This window comes from Streptomyces sp. NPDC006134 (assembly GCF_040628835.1).
Classification (GTDB): domain Bacteria; phylum Actinomycetota; class Actinomycetes; order Streptomycetales; family Streptomycetaceae; genus Streptomyces.
This window is the reverse complement of the sequence record NZ_JBEXTV010000011.1, coordinates 138,173-159,560: the sequence shown is the minus strand read 5'-3', so window position 1 is coordinate 159,560 and position 21,388 is coordinate 138,173. Positions and strand designations below refer to the sequence as shown.

Here is a 21,388-nt window from a genome sequence, read left to right as displayed (position 1 = left end):
TTTTTGTGTTTGTTTTTCTTTGTTTTGAACTCCCCCCCCCCCCCGGGGCCCCCCCCCGCCGACCGGGGGGGGGCCCCCCCCCGTTCGGGGCCCCCCGCCCCGAAACCGGCCCGCCCCGCGACGGGCGACGGCGCGACGGGCGACGGCGCGACGGGCGACGGCGCGCCCGGGGCGGCGCCGTCACGCCGGGCGGGCTACCGCTCCAGGCGCCCGTTGAACCGCCGCGGCAGCCCCAGCGGGTTGTCGTCCCGCAGTTCCGGCGGCAGCAGCGCCTCCGGCGCGTTCTGGTAGGCCACCGGCCGCAGCCACCGCTCGATGGCCGTGCCGCCCACCGACGTGGACGTGGAGGTCGTCGCCGGGTAGGGACCGCCGTGGTGCTGGGCGGGCGCCACGGCGACCCCGGTGGGCCAGCCGTTGACGAGCACGCGCCCGGCGAGCGGGGTGAGCTCGGCGAGGATCTCGGTGCCCCGGCCCTCCCCGGCGGCCTCCCGCTCGGAGAGGTGGACGGTCGCGGTGAGGTTGCCGGGCAGGCGGGTGAGGACGGAGCGGACCTCGTCCTCGTCCTCGTAGCGGGCCACCACGGTGACCGGGCCGAAGCACTCCTCCAGCAGCAGGTCGTGCTCGCCCTCCTCGGCCAGCCGGCTCGCCGGCACGGTCAGGAAACCGGCGCTGACGGTGTGCTCGTCGCCCGCGCCCGGGGTCACCGGAGCCTCGACGCCGGGCAGCTGGGCGCGCTCGGCGACGCCGGCGACGAAGTTGTCGCGCATGCGGTGGTCGAGGAGGACCCCGGCGCCGGTGCCGGCGACACCGTCGGCCAGGGACTTCACCAGGCGGTCGCCCTCCTCGCCGGACGGGGCGAAGACCAGGCCCGGCTTCACGCAGAACTGGCCGACGCCCAGCGTCATGGAGCCGGCCAGCCCCGAGCCGATCTCCTCGGCGCGCTCGGCCGCGGCGGCCTCGGTGACGACGACCGGGTTCAGGGAGCCCAGCTCGCCGTGGAAGGGGATCGGGACCGGGCGGGCGGCGGCCGCGTCGAAGAGGGCGCGGCCCCCGCGGACGGAACCGGTGAAGCCGGCCGCGGCGATCAGCGGGTGCTTGATCAGCTCGATGCCCGCCTCGAAGCCGTGCACCAGGCCCACCACGGCCTCGGGAATGCCGTGCCGGGCGGCGGCCCGGCGCAGCACCCCGGCAACCTGCTCGGACAGGGCCGGGTGGTCGGGGTGGGCCTTGACCACGACCGGGCAGCCCGCCGCGAGGGCGCTCGCGGTGTCGCCGCCGGGGACGGAGAAGGCGAAGGGGAAGTTGGAGGCGGAGTAGACGGCGACGACGCCGAGGGGCACCTTGTAGCGGCGCAGGTCCGGGACAGGCGGGGTCGCGGTGTCGTCGGGGTGGTCGATGACCACGTCGAGGAAGGCGCCCTCGTCGACGATGTCCGCGAAGGCCCGCAACTGGTAGCAGGTGCGGGCGAGTTCGCCGGTCAGACGGACCGTGCCGAGCGCGGTCTCGGCGTCGGCGGTCTCGACGAGGCCGTCCTTGGCCGCCTCCAGTTCCTCGGCCGCGGTGCGCAGGAACGCCGCGCGGACGCCGCGGTCGGCGAGGGCGCCGCGCGCGTCGTGGGCGGCGCGGACGGCGGCGTCCACCTCCTGGGCTGTGGCCTCCACCGCAACCTGTTCACGCTGCTTCCCGGTTCGGGGGTCGACACTCCAGACTGGTGCTGCTGCCACGCGGGCCCTCCCTCTGATGCCGCATGCGAGTCGCATGCATGCCGCAGGATGTACGTCATCCACCAGGGTCGTTCGATATACTGAACGCTGTCTCTGATGATGAATGGCTGTGCGGAGACTATATCTCCAGCTTCCCGTCGAACGAAGGGGTCAACGGCGATGGCGGCAGGCGAGACAGGTGGCGGAGCGCAGGTCAAGTCCGCGGTGCGGACGGTGGAACTGCTCGAATACTTCGCCGGGCAACCCGGCATGCACTCCCTCGCGGCGGTCCAGGAGGCCGTCGGCTACCCCAAGTCCAGCCTGTACATGCTGCTGCGCACCCTCGTGGACCTGGGCTGGGTGGAGACGGACGCGACGGGCACGCGGTACGGCATCGGCGTACGGGCGCTGCTGGTCGGCACCTCCTACATCGACGGCGACGAGGTGGTCGCGGCGGCCCGCCCGACGCTGGACCGCCTCTCGGACGACACCACCGAGACCATCCACCTCGCCCGCCTGGACGGCACCAACGTCGTCTACCTCGCCACCCGCCAGTCCCAGCACTACCTGCGGCCCTTCACCCGGGTCGGCCGCCGGCTGCCCGCGCACTCCACCTCCCTCGGCAAGGCGATCCTGGCGACCTACTCCGACGAGCAGGTCCGCAAGATGCTCCCCGAGACGCTCCCGGCGCTGACCGAGAACACCCTCACCGACCGGGAGAAGCTCATCGAGGAGCTGCACCAGGTACGGGAGCAGGGCTTCGCCGTGGACCGCGAGGAGAACACGCTGGGGCTGCGCTGCTTCGGCGTGGCGATCCCCTACCGCACCCCCGCGCGGGACGCGATCAGCTGCTCGGTGCCGGTGGCGCGGCTGACGCCCGCGCACGAGCAGATGGTGAAGGACGCGCTGTTCGACGCGCGCGACCGGCTGACGCTGGCGACCCGGAGGCTCTGACCGATGCGGGTGGCGCTGCGCGCGGTCCACGACAGCGACCTGCCGGTGTTCTACCGGCAGCTGAACGACCCGGAGGCCCTGCGCATGGCGGCCTTCACCCCCGAGGACCCGGCCGACCGGGACGCCTTCGACGCCCAGTGGGCGCGGCTGCGCTCCTCCGGGGACGTCGTGCGCACGATCCTCGCCGACGGTGACGTGGTGGGCAGCGCGGCGGTGTACGGGGAGCCGGGCGAGCGCGAGGTGACGTACTGGGTGGACCGCGCCCACTGGGGCCGGGGCGTGGCGACGGCGGCGCTGCGCGCCCTGCTGGCCGAGGTGCCCGAACGCCCGCTGTACGCGCGCGCGGCGGCGGACAACGCCGCCTCGCGGCGGGTGCTGGAGAAGTGCGGGTTCCGCCTCACCGCCCGGGCGCGGGGGTTCGCCCGGGCCCGCGGCGCGGAGATCGACGAGGTCGTGCTGACGCTGGACGGCTGAGCGGGCCTCGGCCGGCGACATCCGGCCGTGTGACACCCGGCTGCGCCATGCGACACCCGGCCGTGCCGTGCGGCATCCGGCCGTGCCGTGCGGCACCTGGCCGTGCGGCGCCCGGCCGGGTGTCCCGGACACCGGCGGGTTCCATGAACGGACGATGAGAAATCCGGCCGGAAGGGAACGTTTCCCCCTCGTCCGTTCGTCCTGTCAGCGGGATGAACACGACGATCAGGCGCGCATCGGTCTTCACGCTGCTCCTGGTGCTCGCTCTGCTGGTCAGGGCGACCTGGGTGCAGTTCTACCAAGGCCAGGCACTCGCGGACGACAAGGACAACCGGCGCAACGCGATCAGAACGTACGCGGAGCCGCTCGGGAACATCATCGTGGCCGGGGAGGCGGTCACCGGTTCGGCGCGGACGAAGGGCGGCGACCTCGCGTACAAGCGGACGTACGAGAACGGCGAGCTGTACGCGGCGGTGACGGGCTACGCCTCGCAGGCCTACGCGCCCACGCAGCTGGAGGGCATCTACGCGGACCTGCTCAACGGCACGGACAGCCGGCTGAAGACCGTGATGGACACGGTCACCAACAAGCGGGCCGACCCGGGCGACGTGGTCACGACGATCGACCCGGACGTGCAGCGGGCCGGGTACGAGGCGCTCGGGGACAAGAAGGGCGCGGCCGTCGCGATCGACCCGAAGACGGGCCGGATCCTCGCGGTCGTCTCGACGCCCTCGTACGACCCGTCGGCGCTGACCGACGCCAACACCGCCGGGCCGGCGTGGAAGCGGCTCAACGCCGACCCGGACAAGCCGCTCACCAACCGGGCGCTGCGCCAGCCGCTGCCGCCGGGCTCGACGTTCAAGCTGGTGGTCGCGGCGGCGGCGCTGGAGGACGGGCTGTACGCGTCGGTGGACCAGCCCACCGACAGCCCCGACCCCTACCGGCTGCCGGGCACGGTCCGGGACCTGACCAACGAGAACCCCAACGCGCCGTGCGCGAACGCCACGATCCGCACTGCGCTCCAGTACTCCTGCAACAACGTCTTCGCCAGGATGGCGGTCGCCCTGGGCCAGGACAAGGTGCGGGAGATGGCGGAGAGGTTCGGGTTCAACGACGAGACGCAGGACGTGCCCGTGCGCGCGTACACCAGCGTCTACCCGTCCGGCATGAACGACTCCCAGACCGCCCTGACGGGCATCGGCCAGTTCGACGTGACGGCGACCCCGCTGCAGATGGCCATGGTGTCCGCGGCCCTCGCCAACGGCGGCAAGCTGGTCTCCCCGCACATGGTGTCCCAGATCACCGACGGTGACGGCGATGTGCTGGAGGACTACGACGACGGCGCGGATGCGAAGGAGATCGTCAGCTCCGCCACCGCCGAGCAGCTCGAGTCGGCGATGCGGACGGTGGTGGAGAAGGGCACGGGTTCCAACGCGCAGATCGCGGGCGCGACCGTCGGCGGCAAGACGGGCACGGCCCAGCACGGCGAGAACAACAGCAAGACGCCGTACGCCTGGTTCACCTCGTACGCCACCTCGGACTCCTCCGGCGAGGAGGTCGCCGTGGCGGTCCTGGTCGAGCAGTCGGACGCGGCCCGCTCCGAGGTCAGCGGCAACGGGCTGGCGGCGCCGGTGGCCAAGGCGATGATGGAGGCGGCGTTGAAGAACTAGGCGTTCGGCCTCCCGAGCGGGGGCGGTGAACCGCGTTCGGGTTCCTTCCGGGTTCTCTCCGGTTCCCTCCGTGGTCTCTCCGGGGCACGGGGGCAGGCCGCCTTCGGGTTCAGTCCGTCATACGGCGTTCACAACACCGTACAGATACGCGGTGAACGCTGCTACAGTTCCGGGTCTCGTCCCGGCGGACGGCTGTTCGACGCCGGGGAAGCCGCTGCGAGGAGAGACGCTCGTGGGGACAGTCGACGACGACGCCTTCATGGAGTTCCACGCCTTCTTCGAGCGCCATTACGCCGAACTGTCCCGGCTGGCCCATCTGCTGACGGGCGAGCCGGACGCCGCCGACGACCTGGCGGCGGACGCCCTGCTGGCGCTGTGGCACCGCTGGGACCGGATCCGCGGCGCCGACCACCCGGTGGCCTACGCCCGCGGCGTGGTCGCCAACCTGGCCCGCAGCCGCGTCCGCAGCGCGGTGCGTGAGCGCCGCCGGATCGCCCTGTTCTGGTCGCAGCGCGAGGAGCGGGCCGAGAACCCGGACGTGGCGGGCGTCGTCGACGTGCAGGAGGCGCTGCGCCGGCTGCCGTTCCGCAAACGGGCCTGTGTGGTGCTGCGGCACGCCTTCGACCTCTCCGAACGGGACACCGCGCTCGCCCTGGGCGTCTCGGTGGGTACGGTGAAGAGCCAGACGTCGAAGGCGATGGCGGAACTCCAGCGGCTGCTCGGCACGCGGCACGTTCCGCGACCGGTGCACGCGGCGATGGCCCGCACCGGTGAGGCCGGGGGAAGGAACCGATGACCGTGCGGCGGGACGTGCACGAGGAACTGCGTGCCCGGCTGCGCGCGGCGGCGGCCGCGCACGAGCCCGACCGGGCGCGCATCCTGGCCCGCGTCGAGCGCGGCCGGGCCTCAGGCGCGCATCCTCCGCGCCGGGCGGCGCGCCCCCGGGCGGGTGGCTGGGCGCGGGTGGCGGGGGCGACGGCCGCGGTGGCGGGCGTCCTGGTGGCCGGCGGGTACACGGTCGCCTCCGCGGTGAAGGAGGACGCTCCCTCGCAGCGGCGCCCGGCCGCCGTCCCGCCGGTGACGGCACCGGCAGCACCGGCGCCCCCGCCGTCGCCGGACGCCACCGGCCGGGTGCCCGCGCCACCGGCCGGCCCGGCGCCGGGCGCGTCGCCCGGGGACGGCCCCGTGTGGTCGGACGGCGCGGTGGACCCGCACAGCCACGAGTTCTGGGCGCAGAGCAACGTCACCCTCGGGACCCGGGAGCGGCTGTCGGCGCTCACCGTGCGGCTGGAGATCCGGCAGACCGGCGGCGTCTCCTCCACCGGCGCCTGGCGGTCGCTGCCCGAGGACGACTTCGTCTTCACGGCCGTCGAGCGGAACGGCTTCCTCGTCTACACGTGGGTACTCAAGCCGGGCCGTACGGTCCCGGCGGGCCGGTGGGTGTTCGCCGGGCAGTACGACCACGAGCGGGGCGGCCGGGACGCGAGGGCCGACCGCTACGCGATGACGGCCACCACCACGGCCGGGGCGGAACGGCTCGCGGTGCGGGGCGGCTTCGCGGCCCCCACCGCCGGGAATCCGGCCCCCACCGCCGGGAATCCGGCCCCCACCGCCGGGAATCCGGCCGGCGACGCCCGCTGACGGCACCTCCCGGCGCGGCGCCTCGCCCGGGCCGGCGTCGCAGGAGACCTCGGCGCCTTGCGCCGGGCATGCCGGGCCGGTTCGCCGGCCGTGTCACGGTGCGGCGTCCAGCCAGGCGAAGACCTCCTCCTGCATGCGGACGGTGAAGTCGTGGCCGGTGTCCGGCCACAGTTCCGTGCGCAGCCGCTCCCCCGCGTGGAGGGAGTCCCACACGGCACGCAGCCTGGCGTGCGCGGCCCGCACGCCCTCGGGGGTGAACAGCGGGTCCCGCCCGCCGTTGAGGAACAGCATCGGCCTGGGGGCGGCGAGGGACGCCACGTCCGGGATGTCCAGGTACCGGGCGAGGCCGGGGTGGAGCATGTGGAACGCCGACTGGCCGCGCAGGGTGTTGTTGCCGGGCACCATCATCCCCTTCAGCCCGGTCATCCAGCACACGCTCGCCGCGGCCGTGACGGCGTCGCCGAGGGCGGCGGTCTGCCAGGCGCGGTAGCCGCCCAGGGAGAAGCCGAGGGCCGCGACCCGCCGGGCGTCCACCCGGTCCAGCCCGGCGAGGAAGGCGGCGGCCCGCTCGTCCTCGCGGGCCAGCAGACCGGCGAGCGAACTGCCGAGGTGGTAGAGGTTGCTCGCCAGCGCCTGCTGCCGCTCGTAGGCGAGGGGGCCGCGCTCGCCCCAGCCGAGGGCGTCCAGGCAGAGCACCACATGGCCGCGCCGGGCGAGTTCGTCGCCGAGGAAGCGCCCGCCGTAGCACTGCCGCGCCCACTGGCGGGCGGAGGCGAGGCGGGTGTCGTCGTACCAGGGCCGGACCAGTTTCTCCTTGCCGATGTCGAACCGGGAGCCGTGGTCGTGCAGGAGGAGGACGGCCGGGAAGGGGCCGGTGCCGTGCGGGGTGAGCAGGGCGCCGGGGACGCGTGCGTAGCGGGTGAGGGAGACGGTCACCCGCTCCCGCGTGTAGCCGTCGGCCTCCGCGCGGTCGGTGAACTCCGGGTCGTACGGGGTGTCGTCCTGCCGGTCGACGAGGAGGAGTTCCTCGACCTTGGCGCGGGCGGTGCGCCGCCAGGTGCCGAAGTCGCGGATCGGCGAGGTGCCCCAGGCGAGCGGGAAGCGCAGCTCGTCCCTCAGCGCCCGGTGGAAGCCGGGGAGATCACCGGCGAGCACAGGGCCGCCAGTCCCCCAGGTACGCCTCGCGGGTGTGTGTTGCCGCCTCGGCGCGGCCGAGCTGGGGCCGGTTCTCCGGGACGGTGATCGCGGCGCCGGGGCCGGTGTTGCGGTACTCCGCGAAGCGCATGCTCTGCCAGGGGTGGGCGTCGCGCATGTTCGCGTAGGGCGCGACCGCGTCGATGCCGGGGCCGAGGTGGGTGTCGCGGACGGTGAGCATGGGGCGGGCGGTGAGGTCGGAGCTGGGCACCCAGGGGCGGGCCAGCTTGTAGAAGCCGTCCGGGGCCTCGCTGGTGATCCGGCTCCTCGTCACCAGGTAGCCGCGCGGGTTGGCGCCCGCGGTGGAGGGGGCGAGGACGAAGCCGTAGGGGGCGCCGGACAGGTCGGTGCGGTCCAGGGTGCGGAAGTGGCAGTGCTCGAAGACGGCGGTGGCCCGGCCGAAGACGAAGTCGACGTCGCCCTCGATGTGGCAGTGGGCGAAGTACTGGCGGGCGAAGACGCCCAGGTCGCGGGTGTCGGCGTACAGGGTGTCCTGGTGGCCGAGGAAGCGGCAGTGGTGGAAGGCGGAGCGGTCGCCCTGCACCTTGAGCGCGACGGCCTGGGTGCCGGTCGTGCCGGGGTGGTCGGCGCGCAGCCAGTCGTTGGCGAAGGTGATCCGGTGGGCGGTGAAGCCGTCGGCCTGCACGGTGACGGTGGCCGAGCCGCTGGTGCCGTACGTGCCGCCGCCGGGCTTGGGGGTGCCGGCCGCGTTGTCGTACACGATCACGACGTCGCGGGGGTCCTCGCCGGCGCCGATCCAGGTGGCCTCGGTACGGGTGGCGTCGACGGAGACCGTCTCCCGGTAGGTGCCGGGGGCGATCACCAGGGTCCGGCCGCTGCCGGCCGCCGCGGTCACGGCGGCCTGGACGGAGGTGAAGTCGCCGCGGCCGTGCGCGTCGACGTACAGGGTGCCGGGGGTGAGGCGGGCGGCCGGGGAGCCGTACCGCCCGAAGGGGCGGGGACGGGGACGGGCCGCGGCGGGGGTGGCGGCGAGGCCGAGCGCGACGCCCGCGCCGACGCCGCCGGCCAGGAGGAGGCTTCTGCGGGAGAGGGGAGGGCGGTGCATGCGTGTGCTCCTTCGGGGGGCGCGGGTGCAGGTTCGGTGGCCCGGGACCGGTGGAACAGGCCCGGTGGGCGGGTCCGATGGGCCGGGACCGGCAGACCGGGGCCCATGGGCCGGGGGGGGTGGGCCGGGGCGGTGCGGGCGCCCCGGCCCGGTCGGGGTGGCCGCGGCGTCAGCGCAGGCGGCCGGCGCCCGCGCCGTGGCCGACGATCGCGGGGACCGCCTTGGCCGGGTGGACCGCGGTGCGCAGGGTGGGGGTCCAGCCCGCACCGGACTGGAGGGTCTCCTGCGGGATCTCCGCGTTGTGCACGGCGATCAGGTCGACGGTGCGGCCGTTGACGCGGTTGTGCGCGGCGGTGACCGGCGCCTCGCTCCACTTCTTCAGGATCTTCGCGGGGCTGATCCCCTCGGGCAGCGTGAAGGCGTTGTGCTCGGCGACGAGCCGGGACTCCTTGCCGATGCCGAAGCTGTAGGAGTACGACGCGTCGGCCACGAAGTGGTTGTTGTACGAGTCGACCTGGCCGAAGCGGATGCGGGGCGCGCGCTCGACGAGGTTCTCGAACAGGTTGTGGTGGAAGGTGACCTTCAGGTGCCCGCGGTCGACGGCGGCGGCGGACTCGCCGTCGCTGTTGCCGATCAGGATGGTCTTGTCGTGGTCGGCGAAGACGTTCCAGGAGGCGGTGACGTAGTCGGCGCCGCGCACGACGTCCAGCTGGCCGTCGTGCTGCTGGTAGAGCATGCCGAAGTAGGCCGGCGCCGCGCTGTCGGGGTGCTCGCCGTCGGTGAAGGTGTTGTGGTCCAGCCAGACGTGGGTGGAGCCGTACACGACGGCGCTGTCGTACTCGGAGTTCCAGTTGCCCTTGCTGCCGTCGGTGGGGTCCCACTGCGGGAAGCAGTCCAGGGGGCTCTCGAAGGTGAGGTTGCGGACGATGACGTTGTCGACGCCCTTGATCTGGAGGCTGGCGCCCTTGAAGCCGGCGCCGCGGCCGACGCCGATGATCGTGGTGTTGGCGGGGATGTTCGCCTTGATGGCCTGGTCCTGGCGGGCGGCGGAGGCGCGGCGCAGGCCCTCGGGGCTGTCGTCGGGCTCGGCGCTCAGGTCGGTGTCCAGGCCCCACTTCTCGGGGGCGTACTTCTCCAGGTAGGCGTCGAAGTCGTAGCCGGGCACGGCGAAGGCGTCGCATCCGTCGGCGACCGCGTCGATGGTGCCCTTCACCTTGATGATCTTCGGTGCGCTGCCGCCGGCGGCGAGGGCGGCCTTGAACTGGGCCCAGGTGGTGACGGTGTACACGTGCTCGGCGTCGGCGGCGGCACCGCCGGTGGTGCCGGTGCCGTGGGAGGCCCAGCCGTCCTTCGCCGGGAGGGTCTGGCGGGCGAGGTCGCGGGCGTGGTCCCGGGCGCCGTCCCGGGCCTGGGCGGCGGTGCCGGTCAGGGCCAGCACGAGGGCGGTGCAGCCGGCCAGCACCGCACCCTTCTTTATTTCATGAGCATGACATCCGGTTCTGCGCATGGTGCGGCTCTCCTTCTCGCGGTCGGGGGGTGGGCGGTCAGGCGGTGGCCGGTGCGGGCCAGTCGATCCAGGACGCGGGGATCTCCTCGTCCAGCCGGCGCACGTCCCGGGGCGCCAGCACCCGCGTGCGCAGCAGCTCCCGGGCGACCAGCCGGGCCACCTCGATCGCGCCCGGCGGGTTGAAGTGCGTGTTGTCCTGCTCGGCGGGCGTCCAGTTGAAGTACTCCTTGGTGGCCTCCGCGCCGAGCCGCTGCCACAGCTCCAGCGACAGCGCCTGGACGTCCAGCAGGGCCACGCCCTCCTCGGCGGCGAGCGCCCGCATCGCCGCCGGGTACTCGCCATGGCTCGGCACGGCGGTGCCCTGCGCGTCGAACCGGCGCCGCTCCACCGGTGTGGCGAGCACGGGCCGCGCGCCGCGGGCCCGGGCGCCGTCGACGTACCGGCGCAGGTACTCCTGGTACGTCGTCCAGGGCTCGGTGTACCGGGCGGGGTCGGTGGTCTTCTCGTCGTTGTGCGCGAACTGGACGACGAGGAAGTCGCCGGGCCGGATCGCGGCGAGGATCGCGTCGAGCCGTCCCTCGTCGGCGAAGCTCTTGGAACTGCGGCCGTTGACCGCGTGGTTGGCGACGGCCAGGTCCCGCCGCAGGAAGAACGGCAGGGCCATGCCCCAGCCGGTCTCGGGCGCGGCGTCGGCGTACTTCTGTGCGGCGGTGGAGTCGCCGGCGATGTACAGGGTGCGGGGACGGGGGGCGGCGGCCCCGGCGGCGGAGGCGGCGCCGAGGACGAGCGGGACGGCGGCGACGGCGGCGGTGGTCATCCGTCTGCGGGTAAGGGTCATGCCGGTGCCTTTCGACAGGTGACGTCGGACGACGCCGGGGACGGCCCGCGCGCCGCGGGCCGTCCCACGGTCAGAGCCGGGATCAGCCGTTCTGCTGCTTCCACTCGGCCTGCGCCTCGTTGAGCTGCTCGGCCATCTGGTCCAGGAACTTCTTGGCGCTCATCTTCCCGAGCAGCACCTTCTGGAAGTTCGGCTCGTTCTCGGCTTTGGAGATGGTGTTCCAGTCCGGCAGGTAGTACGGAAGCTGGACGATGGTCGTCGACCCGTCCGACAGCGCGTCGGCCGCCAGCTTCGTCGGCTCCGCCTTGGACACCCAGGCGTCCTTCGCCGCCTCCGTGTTCGCCGGCACCTGTCCCGCCGACTCGTTGAACTTCGAGTTCTCCTCGTGGCCGGCGGCGAACTCGATGAACTTCCAGGCGGCTTCCTTGTTCTTGGAGCTCTTGAACAGGCCGAGTCCGTCGACCGGGTTGGAGACCTGGACCCGCTTGCCGCCGGGCCCTGTCGGCTGCGGGATGCCCCGGAACTTGTCGGTGCCCAGCGCCTTCACGTGGTCCTGGTACGACCCGAGGTTGTGGTTGAGCATGCCGATCTGGCCGGAGTCCCACTGCGCGACCATCTTGGTGAAGTCGTTGTTCAGGTCGGCGGCCGGGGTGACCTTCTTGTAGAGGCCGGCGTACTTCTCCAGCGCCTCCACGTTCCGCGGGTCGTTGACCGTGGTCTTCTCTTCGTTGGCGTCCCAGAACGAGGTGATGCCGGACTGCCCGTACATCGCGTCGAGGGCCTGGGCGATGGAGCCGGCGCCGCCGCGGATGGTGTAGCCGAACTGGTTCTTGCCCTTGTCGGTGAGCTTCTGCGCGGCTTCGAAGAAGGTGTCCCAGGTGGCCGGCGCGTCCAGCCCGGCCTTCTCGAACAGGTCGGTGCGGTAGTACAGCACGCCGTTGTTGGCGGAGGTCGGCACCGAGTACAGCTTGCCGTCGCCGCCGCCGGCCGCCTTCATCGACTCCAGCATGTCCTCGTTGAGCTTGCCGTTCAGGGACGACCCGGTGACCCGGAAGTCCAGCGGCTCCAGCGCGTCCTGCGCGGCGAACCCGGCGAGCATCGCGGCGCCGACGCCGCCGACGTCCGGCAGGCCGCCGCCCTGGATGGCGGTGTCGACCTTGGACTGGTACTCGGTGGAGGCGATGCCGACGTACTCGACGTCGATGTCCGGGTTCGCCTTCTCGAAGTCGGCGATGATCTCCTTCCAGATCTCGGTGCGGACACCGCCGTTGTTGTCCCAGAAGACGATCTTGCCCTTGCCGCTGCCCTCGGCACCCTTGTCGCCGCCCGCCCCGCTGCCGTCGTCACCGCACGCGGTGGCGGTCAGCGCGAGCACGGCCCCCAGGGCGACGGCGGCCGACGTCCGGCGCCTGCCTGTGCTGCTGCTGCGAATGCTGATCTTCATTGGTCGGCTCTCTTCTTCTGGATCCAGCGTCGGATGTGCGGTGCGTGTGGGGGGGGTCAGTGGCGGGCGTGCGGCGCCCAGCCGTCCGTGCCCTTCAGGTACGCGGTGACGGTGTACGCGCGTGCCTGCTCCGGGGTGAGCTGCGGCCGGTCCGCGGTGACGGCCGCGCCCGGCCCGCTGTTGCGGTACTCGGCGAAGCGGGCGTCCTTCCACGAGAAGCCGCTCATGTCGGTCCACGGCGCGGCCTTGACCGCCTCGGGCAGCCAGGTGTCCCGGATCAGCACCTGCCCGACGGCGTCCGGGTCACCGCCCGGGTGCCAGGGCCGCCCGAGGTGGAAGGTTCCGGCGGGCGCGTCGCTCACGATCCGCGACTCGGTGATGAGGAACCCGTACGGGTTGCCCTTCCAGGTGGAGGGGGCGGTGATGTAGCCGTTGTTGGTGTCCGAGCCCCGGCTCAGCGCCTTGACGACGCTGTGCTCGACGACGGTGGTGGCGCGTCCGTAGAGGAAGTCGACGTCTCCTTCGAGGTAGGAGTCGCGGATGTAGACCCGGCTGACGGTGGTCGGCTTCGGGCTGTCGGTCATCAGGGTGTCCTGGTTGCCCAGGAAGGCGGTGTCCTCGAAGACGATCCGGTCGCCGGTCGTCTTCACCGCCAGCGCCTGCTCGCCGTTCAGCTCGTGCGCGGCCTCGTCGAAGTCGTTGGCGAAGGTGAGGTGGCGCGCGCTGACGTCGTCGGCGGCGATGCGCACGGTGGCGCTCCCGCTGGAGCCGCCGTACGCGGCGGGCGTGTCATGGACGATGACGGTGTCGGACCGCTTCTGTCCAGTCCCCTGCAGCGAGATCTTCGGCTTGGCCGCCGGGATGTACACCTTCTCGCGGTACGTCCCCGGCGCGACGGCGATCACCACCCGGCCGTCGTTGCCGGCGGGCACGGCGTCCACGGCCGCCTGCACGGTCGGGTAGTCGGCCGGGACGTGCAGCGTCACCGCGTCGCCGACCTGCTTCTGCGGCCCGGAGAACCGCTTGACCAGCGCCGGGACGGCCGCCGCCGGGTCCGGCCGGTAGGCGTAGAAGGCGTGCGGGTCGAACGCCTCGCCCCACTCGTCGTGCCGCCCGGTGGTGTTCTCCAGGATCGATCCGCGCTCCACCAGCTCCGCGCTCGCGTCGGCCTGGTAGGGGTGCTGGACGTCCTGGTAGTAGCTGTTCTCGATGACCATTTTGGTCTTGCCGCGCGACCAGTTCCCGTACGTCCACACCGGGTCGCCCGGGTCCGCCTGGGCGGTCAGGTAGTTGTTGTACAGGTGCGCGTAGGCGGCGTTGTCCACGGAGGGGTTGCGCTGCTTGGTGCGGGAGAACCAGTTGTGGTCGATGGTGATCTGCGTCTTGACGTTGCCCGTCCAGCCGATGCCGAAGGTCTTGTTGTTGTTCTCGAACCGGTTGTAGGAGACGGTCACGTACTCGCTGTCCTTGCGGATGTCGAGCTGCCCGTCGCAGATGTTCGAGAAGCGGTTGTGGTCGATCCAGACGTGGTGGACGGTGTCCATCTGGATGCCGTCGAAGTCGGTGTCCTTGCAGTCCCAGTTGCCCTCGACCGCCGAGTCGCGGATCGTCAGGTTGCGGATGATCACGTTGTGGGTGCCGGGGCCGAGGTGCAGCTCGCCGTGGACGAGCTCGGCGGTGTCCCCCACGCCGACGATCGTCTTGTCCGAGGCCACCTCGATCTCCGCGCCGAACGGCTCGGCGGCGATCGAGCCCCGCACCCGGATGACGTACGGCTCCTCGGCCGCCGCGTACTTCGCCAGCGCCGCCTGGTCGGTGACGGTGACGACCTTGCCGCCCGCGCCGCCGGTGGTGCCGCCGGCGAGGGAGGCGAACCCGTGCGGGACGTCGGACCAGCGGTCCGGGCCGGCTCCCTGGGCGGAACCGGCGGACGGGCCGGCCGGGGCCGGCGGGGCGGCCCGGGTCTCCCCCGCCGCTCCGAGGGCCAGGGCGGTGGCCAGACCGAGGACGGCGGCCAGGGTTCTGCCCGACTGGGGCAGGCGCTTGCTGGGGAGGTGCGGCATGGCGGCTCCAACAGGCTCGCGGATGAGGGGGTGCGTCACAGGGCTCTGATGCGGAACTGGGTGAAGGTGGCCGCCCCGGCGTGCCCCTCGCCGGCGGGCGCGAGCGCGAACAGGCCGAGCAGGGCGCCGACCCAGCGCCAGGGGGTGGCGGCGAAGACCTGGCCGGCCTCGCGGAAGCCGTCGCCGACGTCGCCGGAGAAGCGGCAGCGGGCGCCCGCGCCGATCTCGACGCGCAGCCGGGCCCGTCCCTCGGGGGCGAGCCGCGCGTGGGCGGCGTCCCGTTCCTGGTCGGCCACCGTCTCCGCGAACCGCTGCACGAGGTGCACCGCCCCGTCCGCGCCCCGCTGGAGCCCGATCCAGCGGTACGCGTCCCCGAGCACCGCCAGCCCGGCCCGCGCGCCCGGCTCCTCGCTGTCCAGGCGCAGCTCCACCTCGACCACGCAGGGCAGGCCGGGCAGCCGCTGGGTGAGCACGTTCGGCAGCTTGCGCAGGTCGTGGGCGTCGGCCGAGCGGACGCAGGCCAGCTTCAGCCCGTCACCGGAGTGCTGGGTGGCCCAGCCCTCTCGGGGGTTGGCCGTCCACTGCCACTGGCGTCCGTACCGCCCGCCGGGGAAGTCGTCGTCGGTGGCGGGCGCGGCGGCCGGCTGCGGCGGCAGGTCGGGCCTGCGGTGCTCGGTGACGGGGGCGCCGTCGTCGCCGATGACCGGCCAGCCGTCGTCGTCCCAGCGCATCGGCTGGAGGTGGACGACCCGGCCGTAGGCGCCGCGCTGCTGGAAGTGGAGGAACCAGTCCTCGCCGGAGGCCGTGCGCACCCAGCCGCCCTGGTGCGGCCCGTTGACGTCGGTGTCCTTCTGCTCCAGGACGACCCTCTCCTCGTAGGGCCCGAAGAAGCCGCGCGAGCGGAAGGCGCCCTGCCAGCCGGTCTCCACGCTCCCGGCCGGGGCGAGGATCCAGAACCAGCCGTCGTGCCGGTAGAGCTTGGGGCCCTCCAGGGTGAACCAGCCGGGGATGCGGTCGGCGTCGACGATCACCTTGCCCTCGTCGAGGAGTCCGGTGGCGTCGGGGCGCATGCGGTGGCCGGTGAGGCGGTTCTTGACGCCGGAGCGGGACTTGGCCCAGGCGTGCACGAGGTACGCCTCGCCGCTCTCCTCGTCCCACAGCGGGCACGGGTCGATCAGCCCCTTGCCCGGCTTCAGCAGGTGCGGGCGGGTCCACGGGCCGCGGATCTCGGGGGCGTTGACCTGGAAGACGCCCTGGTCGGGGTCGCCCCAGAAGATCCAGAAGCGGTCGTCGTGGTGGCGCAGGGACGGGGCCCACACGCCGCAGTCGTGGCGGGGCGCCGCGAACTGCTCCTCCGGTTCCAGCCGGTCCAGGGCGTGGCCGATCAGGGTCCAGTCGACCAGGTCGCGGGAGTGCAGCAGCGGCAGGCCGGGGGCGCGGCCGAAGCTGGAGGCGGTCAGGTAGAAGTCGTCGCCGACGCGGACCACGTCCGGGTCGGACCAGTCGGCGTTCAGGATCGGGTTGCGGTAGGTGCCGGGGTTCACGGAGGTCACGGGCTCACTGCCTTGCGTACGAGGGTGGCGGCGCCGTCGGCGTCGAGGCGGCCGTCGGCGACGACGGTGACGATCCGGCGGACCACGGTGTCGCCGGGGGCGATCGCGAGCCGTTCGTCGTGCGCCAGGGACGAGCCGACGCCGGGGTATTCGGCGGTGCGGACGAACCAGGGGTCCTGCCGGGTGCGGTCGGTGGCCCCGGCGAAGACCAGCGACCAGTTCTCGCCGGTCAGGGCGAGCCAGTCGGCGCACCGGCCGTGGACCCGTTCCTCGCCCTCGGCGCCGGCGGTGAAGACGTCCGGCGCGGCGGACTCCTTGCGGGCCCGCCAGAAGAAGCCGCCGTAGGCCGCGCCGGGGCGCCCGTTGGTGGCGGGGCTGCCGATGGTGAGGGGACCGGGGGTGGTGTTGGTGAGGGAGAAGGTGAAGTCCAGCGCCCAGGCGGTGTCGGTGAGGGCGCCGGCGGCGACCGTGCGGCGCTCGCGCAGCAGCTCGCGCCCGCCGGCCACCCAGCGCAGTTCCTCGACGAAGCCGTCGGGGTCGCTGAGCTGGAAGGCGGTGTGCCGCTGGCTGCCGTGGTTGTCCAGCTCGGTCGGTCCCCGGTCGCGGACGAAGGTGCGCCCGCCCCAGAAGTTGTGCCCCTCGACGTCGGGAACGGCGACACCGACGCCGAGGTGGTGCAGGTGGTCGGCCGGGCTGAGCTCGGTGACCGGGGTGCCGGCCAGGGTGGTGACCGGGTGCAGGTAGGGGCGCGGGGAGAGCCGGTCGGGCAGGGTGGGCCGGGTGACGTACCGGCCCACCGGACGGCCCGCCACGCGCAGGACGAGCTGGTCGTTGCCGGTCATCGGGTGCTCACCTCCTTCGGGGCGGCCGGGTGCGCCCAGGGGGCGCCCAGCTCGGAGTAGAGGGCGAGGGTGTCGGCGGCGGCGGCCACCAGGGCGTCGATGCCGGGGACGACGCGGCGGTCATCCCCGGGGACGCGGCGCCAGGCGGTCTCCGGCAGCGGCGCCGGGTCGGGGGCCCGCCGGATCTCCTCCACCACCCGCATGAAGGCGCCGGTCGCCGCCGGGGGGACCAGGAGCTCTGCTCCGGTGGTGAGGTGGGCGACGAGGTTCTCCAGCAGGTCGGTACGGCCGTGGACGTACTCCTCGGGGCCGTGGCCGGCGCGCTGGAGCAGCACGCGGTCCTGCTTGTACCAGAAGGTGATCCGGCCGCGGCTGCCGTGCACCAGGACGTACGGGTCGTCCGGCCGTTCGGCGCACAGGGTGGCGGCGACGGTGACCCGGTGGCCGCGCGCGGTGGTGATCCGCACGCAGGAGGTGTCGTCGGCCTCGATGGCGTTGGCGTGCAGCAGTTCGGTCTCGATGCCGGTGACGTCGTCGGCGCCGGTGGTGCCGCCGAGGGCGAGCGCGGTGGCGACGGCGTGCGCGAGGGGGTTGGTCAGCGCCCCGTCGACCACGTCGGCGCCGTCCAGCCGCCGCCGGCCCGCCCACGGGGCGCGGCGGAAGTACGCCTCGTCCCGGGCCCAGGCGCCCGCCCCGCCGATGCCGGTCACCTCCCCGATCGCGCCGTCGGCGATCAGCTCGCGGATCGCCGGGACGGCGTGCGAGCCCAGCGACTGGAAGCCGATCTGGCAGGCGACGCCCGCCGCGGCGATCCCGTCGGCCATGCGGCGGAACTCGGCGTACGACGGTGCCGGCGGCTTCTCCAGGAGCAGGTGCACGCCCCGCCCGGCGGCGGTGAGCGCGAGGTCGGCGTGGGTGGGGATCGGCGTGCAGATCACGGCGATCCGCGCGCCGGTGGCGTCCAGCAGGGCGCCGAAGTCGGCGGACTGTTCGGGGAGTTCCCCGCCGAACTCCTCCTCCGTCAGCGGGGTCAGCTCGCAGATGCCGGCCAGCCGGACCAGGCCCTGGTCCTGGAGGCGGCGGATGTTGGCGACGTGCCAGCGGCCGTGGCCGCGGGCGCCCGCCAGGACGACCGGGACCGGCGTGCCCAGCGGGCCGGTCGTCGGGCCGGTCGTCGCGTGGGTCGTCGCACCGCTCATCCGATCCTCCCCGCTCCCGCCCCGCGCGCCACCGCCCGGTCGGCCGCCGCGGCGCTGTCCACCGGCCCGTGCAGGGCGGGCGTCCAGCCGACGTCGGCGCTCAGGTCGCGCTCGCTGCCCGAGTTGTAGGCGTTGTAGATGGCGAGCAGGTCGACCGGGTAGCCGTTGAAGAGGGAGCCGGAGACGTGCAGGGCGGTGCCGTTCCAGCTCTTGACCAGGTCGGCGGCCTCGACGTGGGCGGGGGTGGTGAAGGCGTTGTTCTCGGCGTGGATGCGCGACTCGGTGGAGACGCCGATCGAGTAGCGGTAGTCGTGGGCGTCCTCGGGGACGACGTACCGGTTGTTGTACAGGTGCACCTGGCCGAAACGGACGCGCGGGGCGCGCTGGACGACGGACTCGAACTCGTTGTGGTGCAGGGTGACCCGGAGCCTGCCGCGGTCGCCCGCGACCGTGTCGCCGTTGCCGATGAGCATGGCCTTGTCGTGGTCGGCGAACCGGCTCCAGGAGACGGTGACGAGGTCCGAGCCGTTGGTGATGTCCAGCAGGCCGTCGTGGCGCAGGTAGTTGCGGGCGAAGTACACCGGCTCCTTCTCGTCCGGGTGCCCCTGGTCGGAGGCGGTGACGTGGTCGATCCAGACGTGGGTGGCGTTGTTGAGCCAGAGGGTGTCGTAGGCGGACTTCCAGTCGCCGAGGCCGCCGGTGTTGGGCTGCCAGGCGGGGAAGCAGTCGTAGGCGTCGCGCAGTTCGAGGTTGCGGACGATGACGTTGTCCGCGTTCTTGACCTGGAGGCTGGCGCCCTTGAGGACGGCGTCGTCGCCGAGGCCCACGATCGTGGTGTGGGAGCCGACGGGCAGGACGACCCGCTCGGCCTGGCGGGCGGCGGACGCCTGGCGGGCCTCCTCCTGCGGCCCGGACGGCTTGGCGGCGCCCCAGGCGCGGGGGTCGTAGGCGGCCAGGTACTTCTTCAGGCTGTAGCCGCCGGTGGTGTAGTCGGCGCAGTCCAGGCGGCGGCCGGAGTCGTCGGTGTTGGCGTCGATGGTCCCGGCGATCTTGATGATCTTCGGGGTGTCGCTGCCGCCGTCCAGGGCGCGGACCAGCCCGGCCCGGTCCCGCACCGTGAAGACATGGGCGTCGTCGGCGGCGGCGCCGCCGGTGGTGCCGCCCTCGGCCGCCGCCCAGCCGTCGTACGGGGCCAGGGTGTCGCGGCTGATGTCGCGGGCGTCGCCGGCGTGGGCGGGGACGCACAGCAGGCCCAGCAGGCCGAGCGCCGCGGCGCAGTGCCGGAGCCTCATCCCTTCACCGCCCCCGCGCTGAAGCCGGTGATCAGCCACTTCTGGATGAAGGCGAACACGATCACCACGGGCACGGCCGCGATGATGCCGCCGGCCGCGAGGGCGCCGAGGTCGACGCTGTCCGCGCTCATCAGGGTGTTCAGGCCGACCGGGATGGTCTGCTTGTCCTGGTTGTTGAGGAACATCAGGGCGAACAGGAAGTGGTTCCAGGAGTGGACGAAGGCGAAGGAGCCGACGGCGATCAGGCCCGGTCGCAGCAGCGGCAGCACGATGACCCGGAACGCCCGGAACCGGTCGCAGCCGTCGACCCAGGCCGCCTCCTCCAGCGAGTACGGCACGTTCTTGATGAAGTTGCTGATCAGGATCATCGACAGCGGGAGCTGGAAGACCGTCTCGGCGATGATGACACTGCCGAGGGAGTTGATCATCTGGAGCTCGGCGAAGATCTCGAACAGCGGGACCAGCAGCAGCGCGCCCGGCACGAACTGGGAGCACAGCAGGGCCAGCATGAACCCCCGCTTGATCCTGAAGTCGAACCGGGCGAGGGCGTAGCCGCCGGCCAGCGCGACGACCGTCGTCATCACCAGGGTCGCGAGGCCCACCAGCAGGCTGTTGCCGAAGTAGGTGCCGAAGCTGCGCTCGGTCCACACCTTCTCGAAGTGCTCGAAGGTCATCGGCCAGGGCACGAGCGAGGTGGAGCCGGCCGGGCGCAGGGCGAACAGCAGGATCCAGTAGAAGGGGATGAGGGTGAAGACGAGGTAGACGCCGAGCGGCAGGTAGATCTGCCAGCGCGGGACCTCGTCCCAGGCGCGGTGGCTCTTGGCCGGCCGCGGCGGTGCGGGGGCGGCGCGCAGGGGGGCGGGCGCCACCTCGGTGGCCTCCTTGGTGATCACTTGTTGTCGCCTCCGAACTTGCTCAGCCGCAGGTAGACCATCGAGCAGAACAGCAGGATCACGAACGCCACGGTGGTCAGGGCCGACGCGTAGCCGAAGTCGTGCGCGTCGACGGACGTGTTGGCGATGTACAGCGGCAGTGTCGTGGTCTCGCCCGCGGGTCCGCCGCCGGTCAGGGTGTAGAGCAGGTCGACGTTGTTGAACTCCCACACGGCGCGCAGCAGCGTGGACAGGATGATGGCGTCCTTCAGATGGGGCAGCGTGATGTGCCAGAACTGCTTGATGCGGCTGGCCCCGTCGACCTCGGCGGCCTCGTACAGGTCCTTGGAGACGGACTGGAGGTCGGCGAGGATGAGGATGGCGAAGAAGGGCACGCCGCGCCACAGGTCGGCGACGATCGCCGCCGGGAAGACGGTGGAGGTGTCCGACAGCCAGCTGGTGCCGTAGTCGCCGATGCCCAGGTCCGCGAGGTAACGGGTGATGCCGGTCTGGGAGTTGTAGAGCAGCACCCAGATCGCGGAGGTGAGGACGCCGGAGACGGCCCACGGGGAGAAGACCAGGGCGCGGCCCAGGGCGCGGCCCACGAAGGTCTGGTTGACGATGAGCGCCAGCGCGAGCCCGAACAGCAGCTGGAGGCCGACCTCGACGAAGACCCACTTGGCGCTGAAGACGAGGGTGTCCCAGAACTGCGGGTCGTCGGTGAAGATGCGGACGAAGTTGTCGAAGCCCGCGTAACCGTTCCGCCACGGCTTGGTGGGGTTGTAGTCCTGCAGGCTGTAGTAGAAGACGCTGATCACCGGGTAGGCGATGAAGCCCAGCATGAGCAGGGCCGCCGGGGCGATCAGCAGGTAGGGCAGCCTGCGCGGCGTGGCGGAGGCACGGCGCCGCCTCGGTGGCGCGGGCGGTTTCGCCACGGCTGCGGCTTGGGCCATGACTGTTCTCCGTTCTCGTACGACGTGCGGTGCGTGTGCGGTGCGTGTGCGGTACGCGGGGCTTCCCCGGCGACCGGGACGGGAAGCGCTTTCTATCCGGAGTGCGGGAGTCCGGCCGCCGCG

The 21,388-nt window shown here is 72.8% G+C and carries 18 protein-coding genes; 5 read left to right on the top strand and 13 right to left on the bottom strand.

What is annotated here, in order from left to right; genetic code table 11:
• Positions 1-194: 194 nt before the first annotated feature.
• Positions 195-1,724, bottom strand: a complete 1,530-nt coding sequence (locus tag ABZ340_RS10200; protein ID WP_358781293.1) for an aldehyde dehydrogenase (NADP(+)) — start codon at positions 1,722-1,724, stop codon at positions 195-197.
• Between the two features lie 159 nt (positions 1,725-1,883).
• Between ABZ340_RS10200 and ABZ340_RS10195 the strand changes: the two genes are divergently transcribed.
• The 5 genes from ABZ340_RS10195 to ABZ340_RS10175 all read left to right on the top strand — a co-directional run bounded on the left by ABZ340_RS10195 (position 1,884) and on the right by ABZ340_RS10175 (position 6,442).
• A complete protein-coding gene (locus tag ABZ340_RS10195) occupies positions 1,884-2,657 on the top strand; it encodes an IclR family transcriptional regulator (RefSeq protein ID WP_358781292.1) in 774 nt (257 codons plus the stop codon).
• A gap of 3 nt (positions 2,658-2,660) precedes the next feature.
• Positions 2,661-3,131 carry a GNAT family N-acetyltransferase gene (locus ABZ340_RS10190; RefSeq protein ID WP_358781291.1) on the top strand — a complete coding sequence of 157 codons (471 nt, stop codon included), beginning with the start codon at positions 2,661-2,663 and terminating at the stop codon, positions 3,129-3,131.
• Positions 3,132-3,343: 212 nt separating this feature from the next.
• Entirely contained in the window at positions 3,344-4,801 is a 1,458-nt protein-coding gene (locus tag ABZ340_RS10185) for a penicillin-binding transpeptidase domain-containing protein (protein WP_358781290.1), read from the top strand.
• Positions 4,802-5,033: 232 nt separating this feature from the next.
• Positions 5,034-5,597: a SigE family RNA polymerase sigma factor gene (locus ABZ340_RS10180; protein ID WP_358781289.1), complete on the top strand. Its 564-nt coding sequence runs from the start codon at positions 5,034-5,036 to the stop codon at positions 5,595-5,597.
• On the top strand, positions 5,594-6,442 hold the full coding sequence (locus ABZ340_RS10175; RefSeq protein WP_358781288.1) for a hypothetical protein: 849 nt from the start codon (positions 5,594-5,596) through the stop codon (positions 6,440-6,442). Before ABZ340_RS10180 ends, ABZ340_RS10175 begins: the two co-directional genes overlap by 4 nt.
• Before the next feature lie 93 nt (positions 6,443-6,535).
• Here ABZ340_RS10175 and ABZ340_RS10170 read toward each other — a convergent pair whose 3' ends face one another.
• The 12 genes from ABZ340_RS10170 to ABZ340_RS10115 all read right to left on the bottom strand — a co-directional run bounded on the left by ABZ340_RS10170 (position 6,536) and on the right by ABZ340_RS10115 (position 21,265).
• Entirely contained in the window at positions 6,536-7,597 is a 1,062-nt protein-coding gene (locus ABZ340_RS10170; protein ID WP_358781287.1) for an alpha/beta hydrolase family protein, read from the bottom strand.
• A complete protein-coding gene (locus ABZ340_RS10165; protein WP_358781286.1) occupies positions 7,584-8,702 on the bottom strand; it encodes a pectinesterase family protein in 1,119 nt (372 codons plus the stop codon). The genes ABZ340_RS10170 and ABZ340_RS10165 overlap by 14 nt, the downstream gene beginning before the upstream one ends.
• Before the next feature lie 169 nt (positions 8,703-8,871).
• Complete coding sequence (locus tag ABZ340_RS10160; protein ID WP_358781285.1) at positions 8,872-10,209, bottom strand: pectate lyase; 1,338 nt, start codon at positions 10,207-10,209, stop codon at positions 8,872-8,874.
• 37 nt (positions 10,210-10,246) lie between these two features.
• Positions 10,247-11,047, bottom strand: a complete 801-nt coding sequence (locus ABZ340_RS10155) for a rhamnogalacturonan acetylesterase (RefSeq protein WP_358781284.1) — start codon at positions 11,045-11,047, stop codon at positions 10,247-10,249.
• Between the two features lie 82 nt (positions 11,048-11,129).
• Entirely contained in the window at positions 11,130-12,491 is a 1,362-nt protein-coding gene (locus tag ABZ340_RS10150; protein WP_358781283.1) for a sugar ABC transporter substrate-binding protein, read from the bottom strand.
• A 56-nt stretch (positions 12,492-12,547) separates the two neighbouring features.
• On the bottom strand, positions 12,548-14,554 hold the full coding sequence (locus tag ABZ340_RS10145) for a pectinesterase family protein (RefSeq protein ID WP_358781282.1): 2,007 nt from the start codon (positions 14,552-14,554) through the stop codon (positions 12,548-12,550).
• Positions 14,555-14,589: 35 nt separating this feature from the next.
• Positions 14,590-16,098: a family 43 glycosylhydrolase gene (locus ABZ340_RS10140; protein ID WP_358781305.1), complete on the bottom strand. Its 1,509-nt coding sequence runs from the start codon at positions 16,096-16,098 to the stop codon at positions 14,590-14,592.
• Positions 16,099-16,103: 5 nt separating this feature from the next.
• Positions 16,104-16,949, bottom strand: a complete 846-nt coding sequence (locus ABZ340_RS10135) for a PmoA family protein (RefSeq protein WP_358781281.1) — start codon at positions 16,947-16,949, stop codon at positions 16,104-16,106.
• Entirely contained in the window at positions 16,946-18,148 is a 1,203-nt protein-coding gene (locus ABZ340_RS10130; protein WP_358781280.1) for a Gfo/Idh/MocA family oxidoreductase, read from the bottom strand. Before ABZ340_RS10130 ends, ABZ340_RS10135 begins: the two co-directional genes overlap by 4 nt.
• Positions 18,145-19,440: a pectate lyase gene (locus tag ABZ340_RS10125; RefSeq protein WP_358781279.1), complete on the bottom strand. Its 1,296-nt coding sequence runs from the start codon at positions 19,438-19,440 to the stop codon at positions 18,145-18,147. Before ABZ340_RS10125 ends, ABZ340_RS10130 begins: the two co-directional genes overlap by 4 nt.
• A complete protein-coding gene (locus ABZ340_RS10120) occupies positions 19,437-20,333 on the bottom strand; it encodes a carbohydrate ABC transporter permease (RefSeq protein ID WP_358781278.1) in 897 nt (298 codons plus the stop codon). The genes ABZ340_RS10125 and ABZ340_RS10120 overlap by 4 nt, the downstream gene beginning before the upstream one ends.
• Complete coding sequence (locus ABZ340_RS10115) at positions 20,330-21,265, bottom strand: sugar ABC transporter permease (protein WP_358781277.1); 936 nt, start codon at positions 21,263-21,265, stop codon at positions 20,330-20,332. The genes ABZ340_RS10120 and ABZ340_RS10115 overlap by 4 nt, the downstream gene beginning before the upstream one ends.
• Positions 21,266-21,388: the final 123 nt, after the last annotated feature.

Coding starts and splice junctions, on each gene's coding strand:
- ABZ340_RS10135 (WP_358781281.1), bottom strand. CDS start 16,949: ATGACCGGCAACGACCAGCTCGTCCTGCGCGTGGCGGGCCGTCCGGTG.
- ABZ340_RS10185 (WP_358781290.1), top strand. CDS start 3,344: ATGAACACGACGATCAGGCGCGCATCGGTCTTCACGCTGCTCCTGGTG.
- ABZ340_RS10165 (WP_358781286.1), bottom strand. CDS start 8,702: ATGCACCGCCCTCCCCTCTCCCGCAGAAGCCTCCTCCTGGCCGGCGGC.
- ABZ340_RS10150 (WP_358781283.1), bottom strand. CDS start 12,491: ATGAAGATCAGCATTCGCAGCAGCAGCACAGGCAGGCGCCGGACGTCG.
- ABZ340_RS10155 (WP_358781284.1), bottom strand. CDS start 11,047: ATGACCCTTACCCGCAGACGGATGACCACCGCCGCCGTCGCCGCCGTC.
- ABZ340_RS10130 (WP_358781280.1), bottom strand. CDS start 18,148: ATGAGCGGTGCGACGACCCACGCGACGACCGGCCCGACGACCGGCCCG.
- ABZ340_RS10195 (WP_358781292.1), top strand. CDS start 1,884: ATGGCGGCAGGCGAGACAGGTGGCGGAGCGCAGGTCAAGTCCGCGGTG.
- ABZ340_RS10175 (WP_358781288.1), top strand. CDS start 5,594: ATGACCGTGCGGCGGGACGTGCACGAGGAACTGCGTGCCCGGCTGCGC.
- ABZ340_RS10145 (WP_358781282.1), bottom strand. CDS start 14,554: ATGCCGCACCTCCCCAGCAAGCGCCTGCCCCAGTCGGGCAGAACCCTG.
- ABZ340_RS10125 (WP_358781279.1), bottom strand. CDS start 19,440: ATGAGGCTCCGGCACTGCGCCGCGGCGCTCGGCCTGCTGGGCCTGCTG.
- ABZ340_RS10160 (WP_358781285.1), bottom strand. CDS start 10,209: ATGCGCAGAACCGGATGTCATGCTCATGAAATAAAGAAGGGTGCGGTG.
- ABZ340_RS10115 (WP_358781277.1), bottom strand. CDS start 21,265: ATGGCCCAAGCCGCAGCCGTGGCGAAACCGCCCGCGCCACCGAGGCGG.
- ABZ340_RS10190 (WP_358781291.1), top strand. CDS start 2,661: ATGCGGGTGGCGCTGCGCGCGGTCCACGACAGCGACCTGCCGGTGTTC.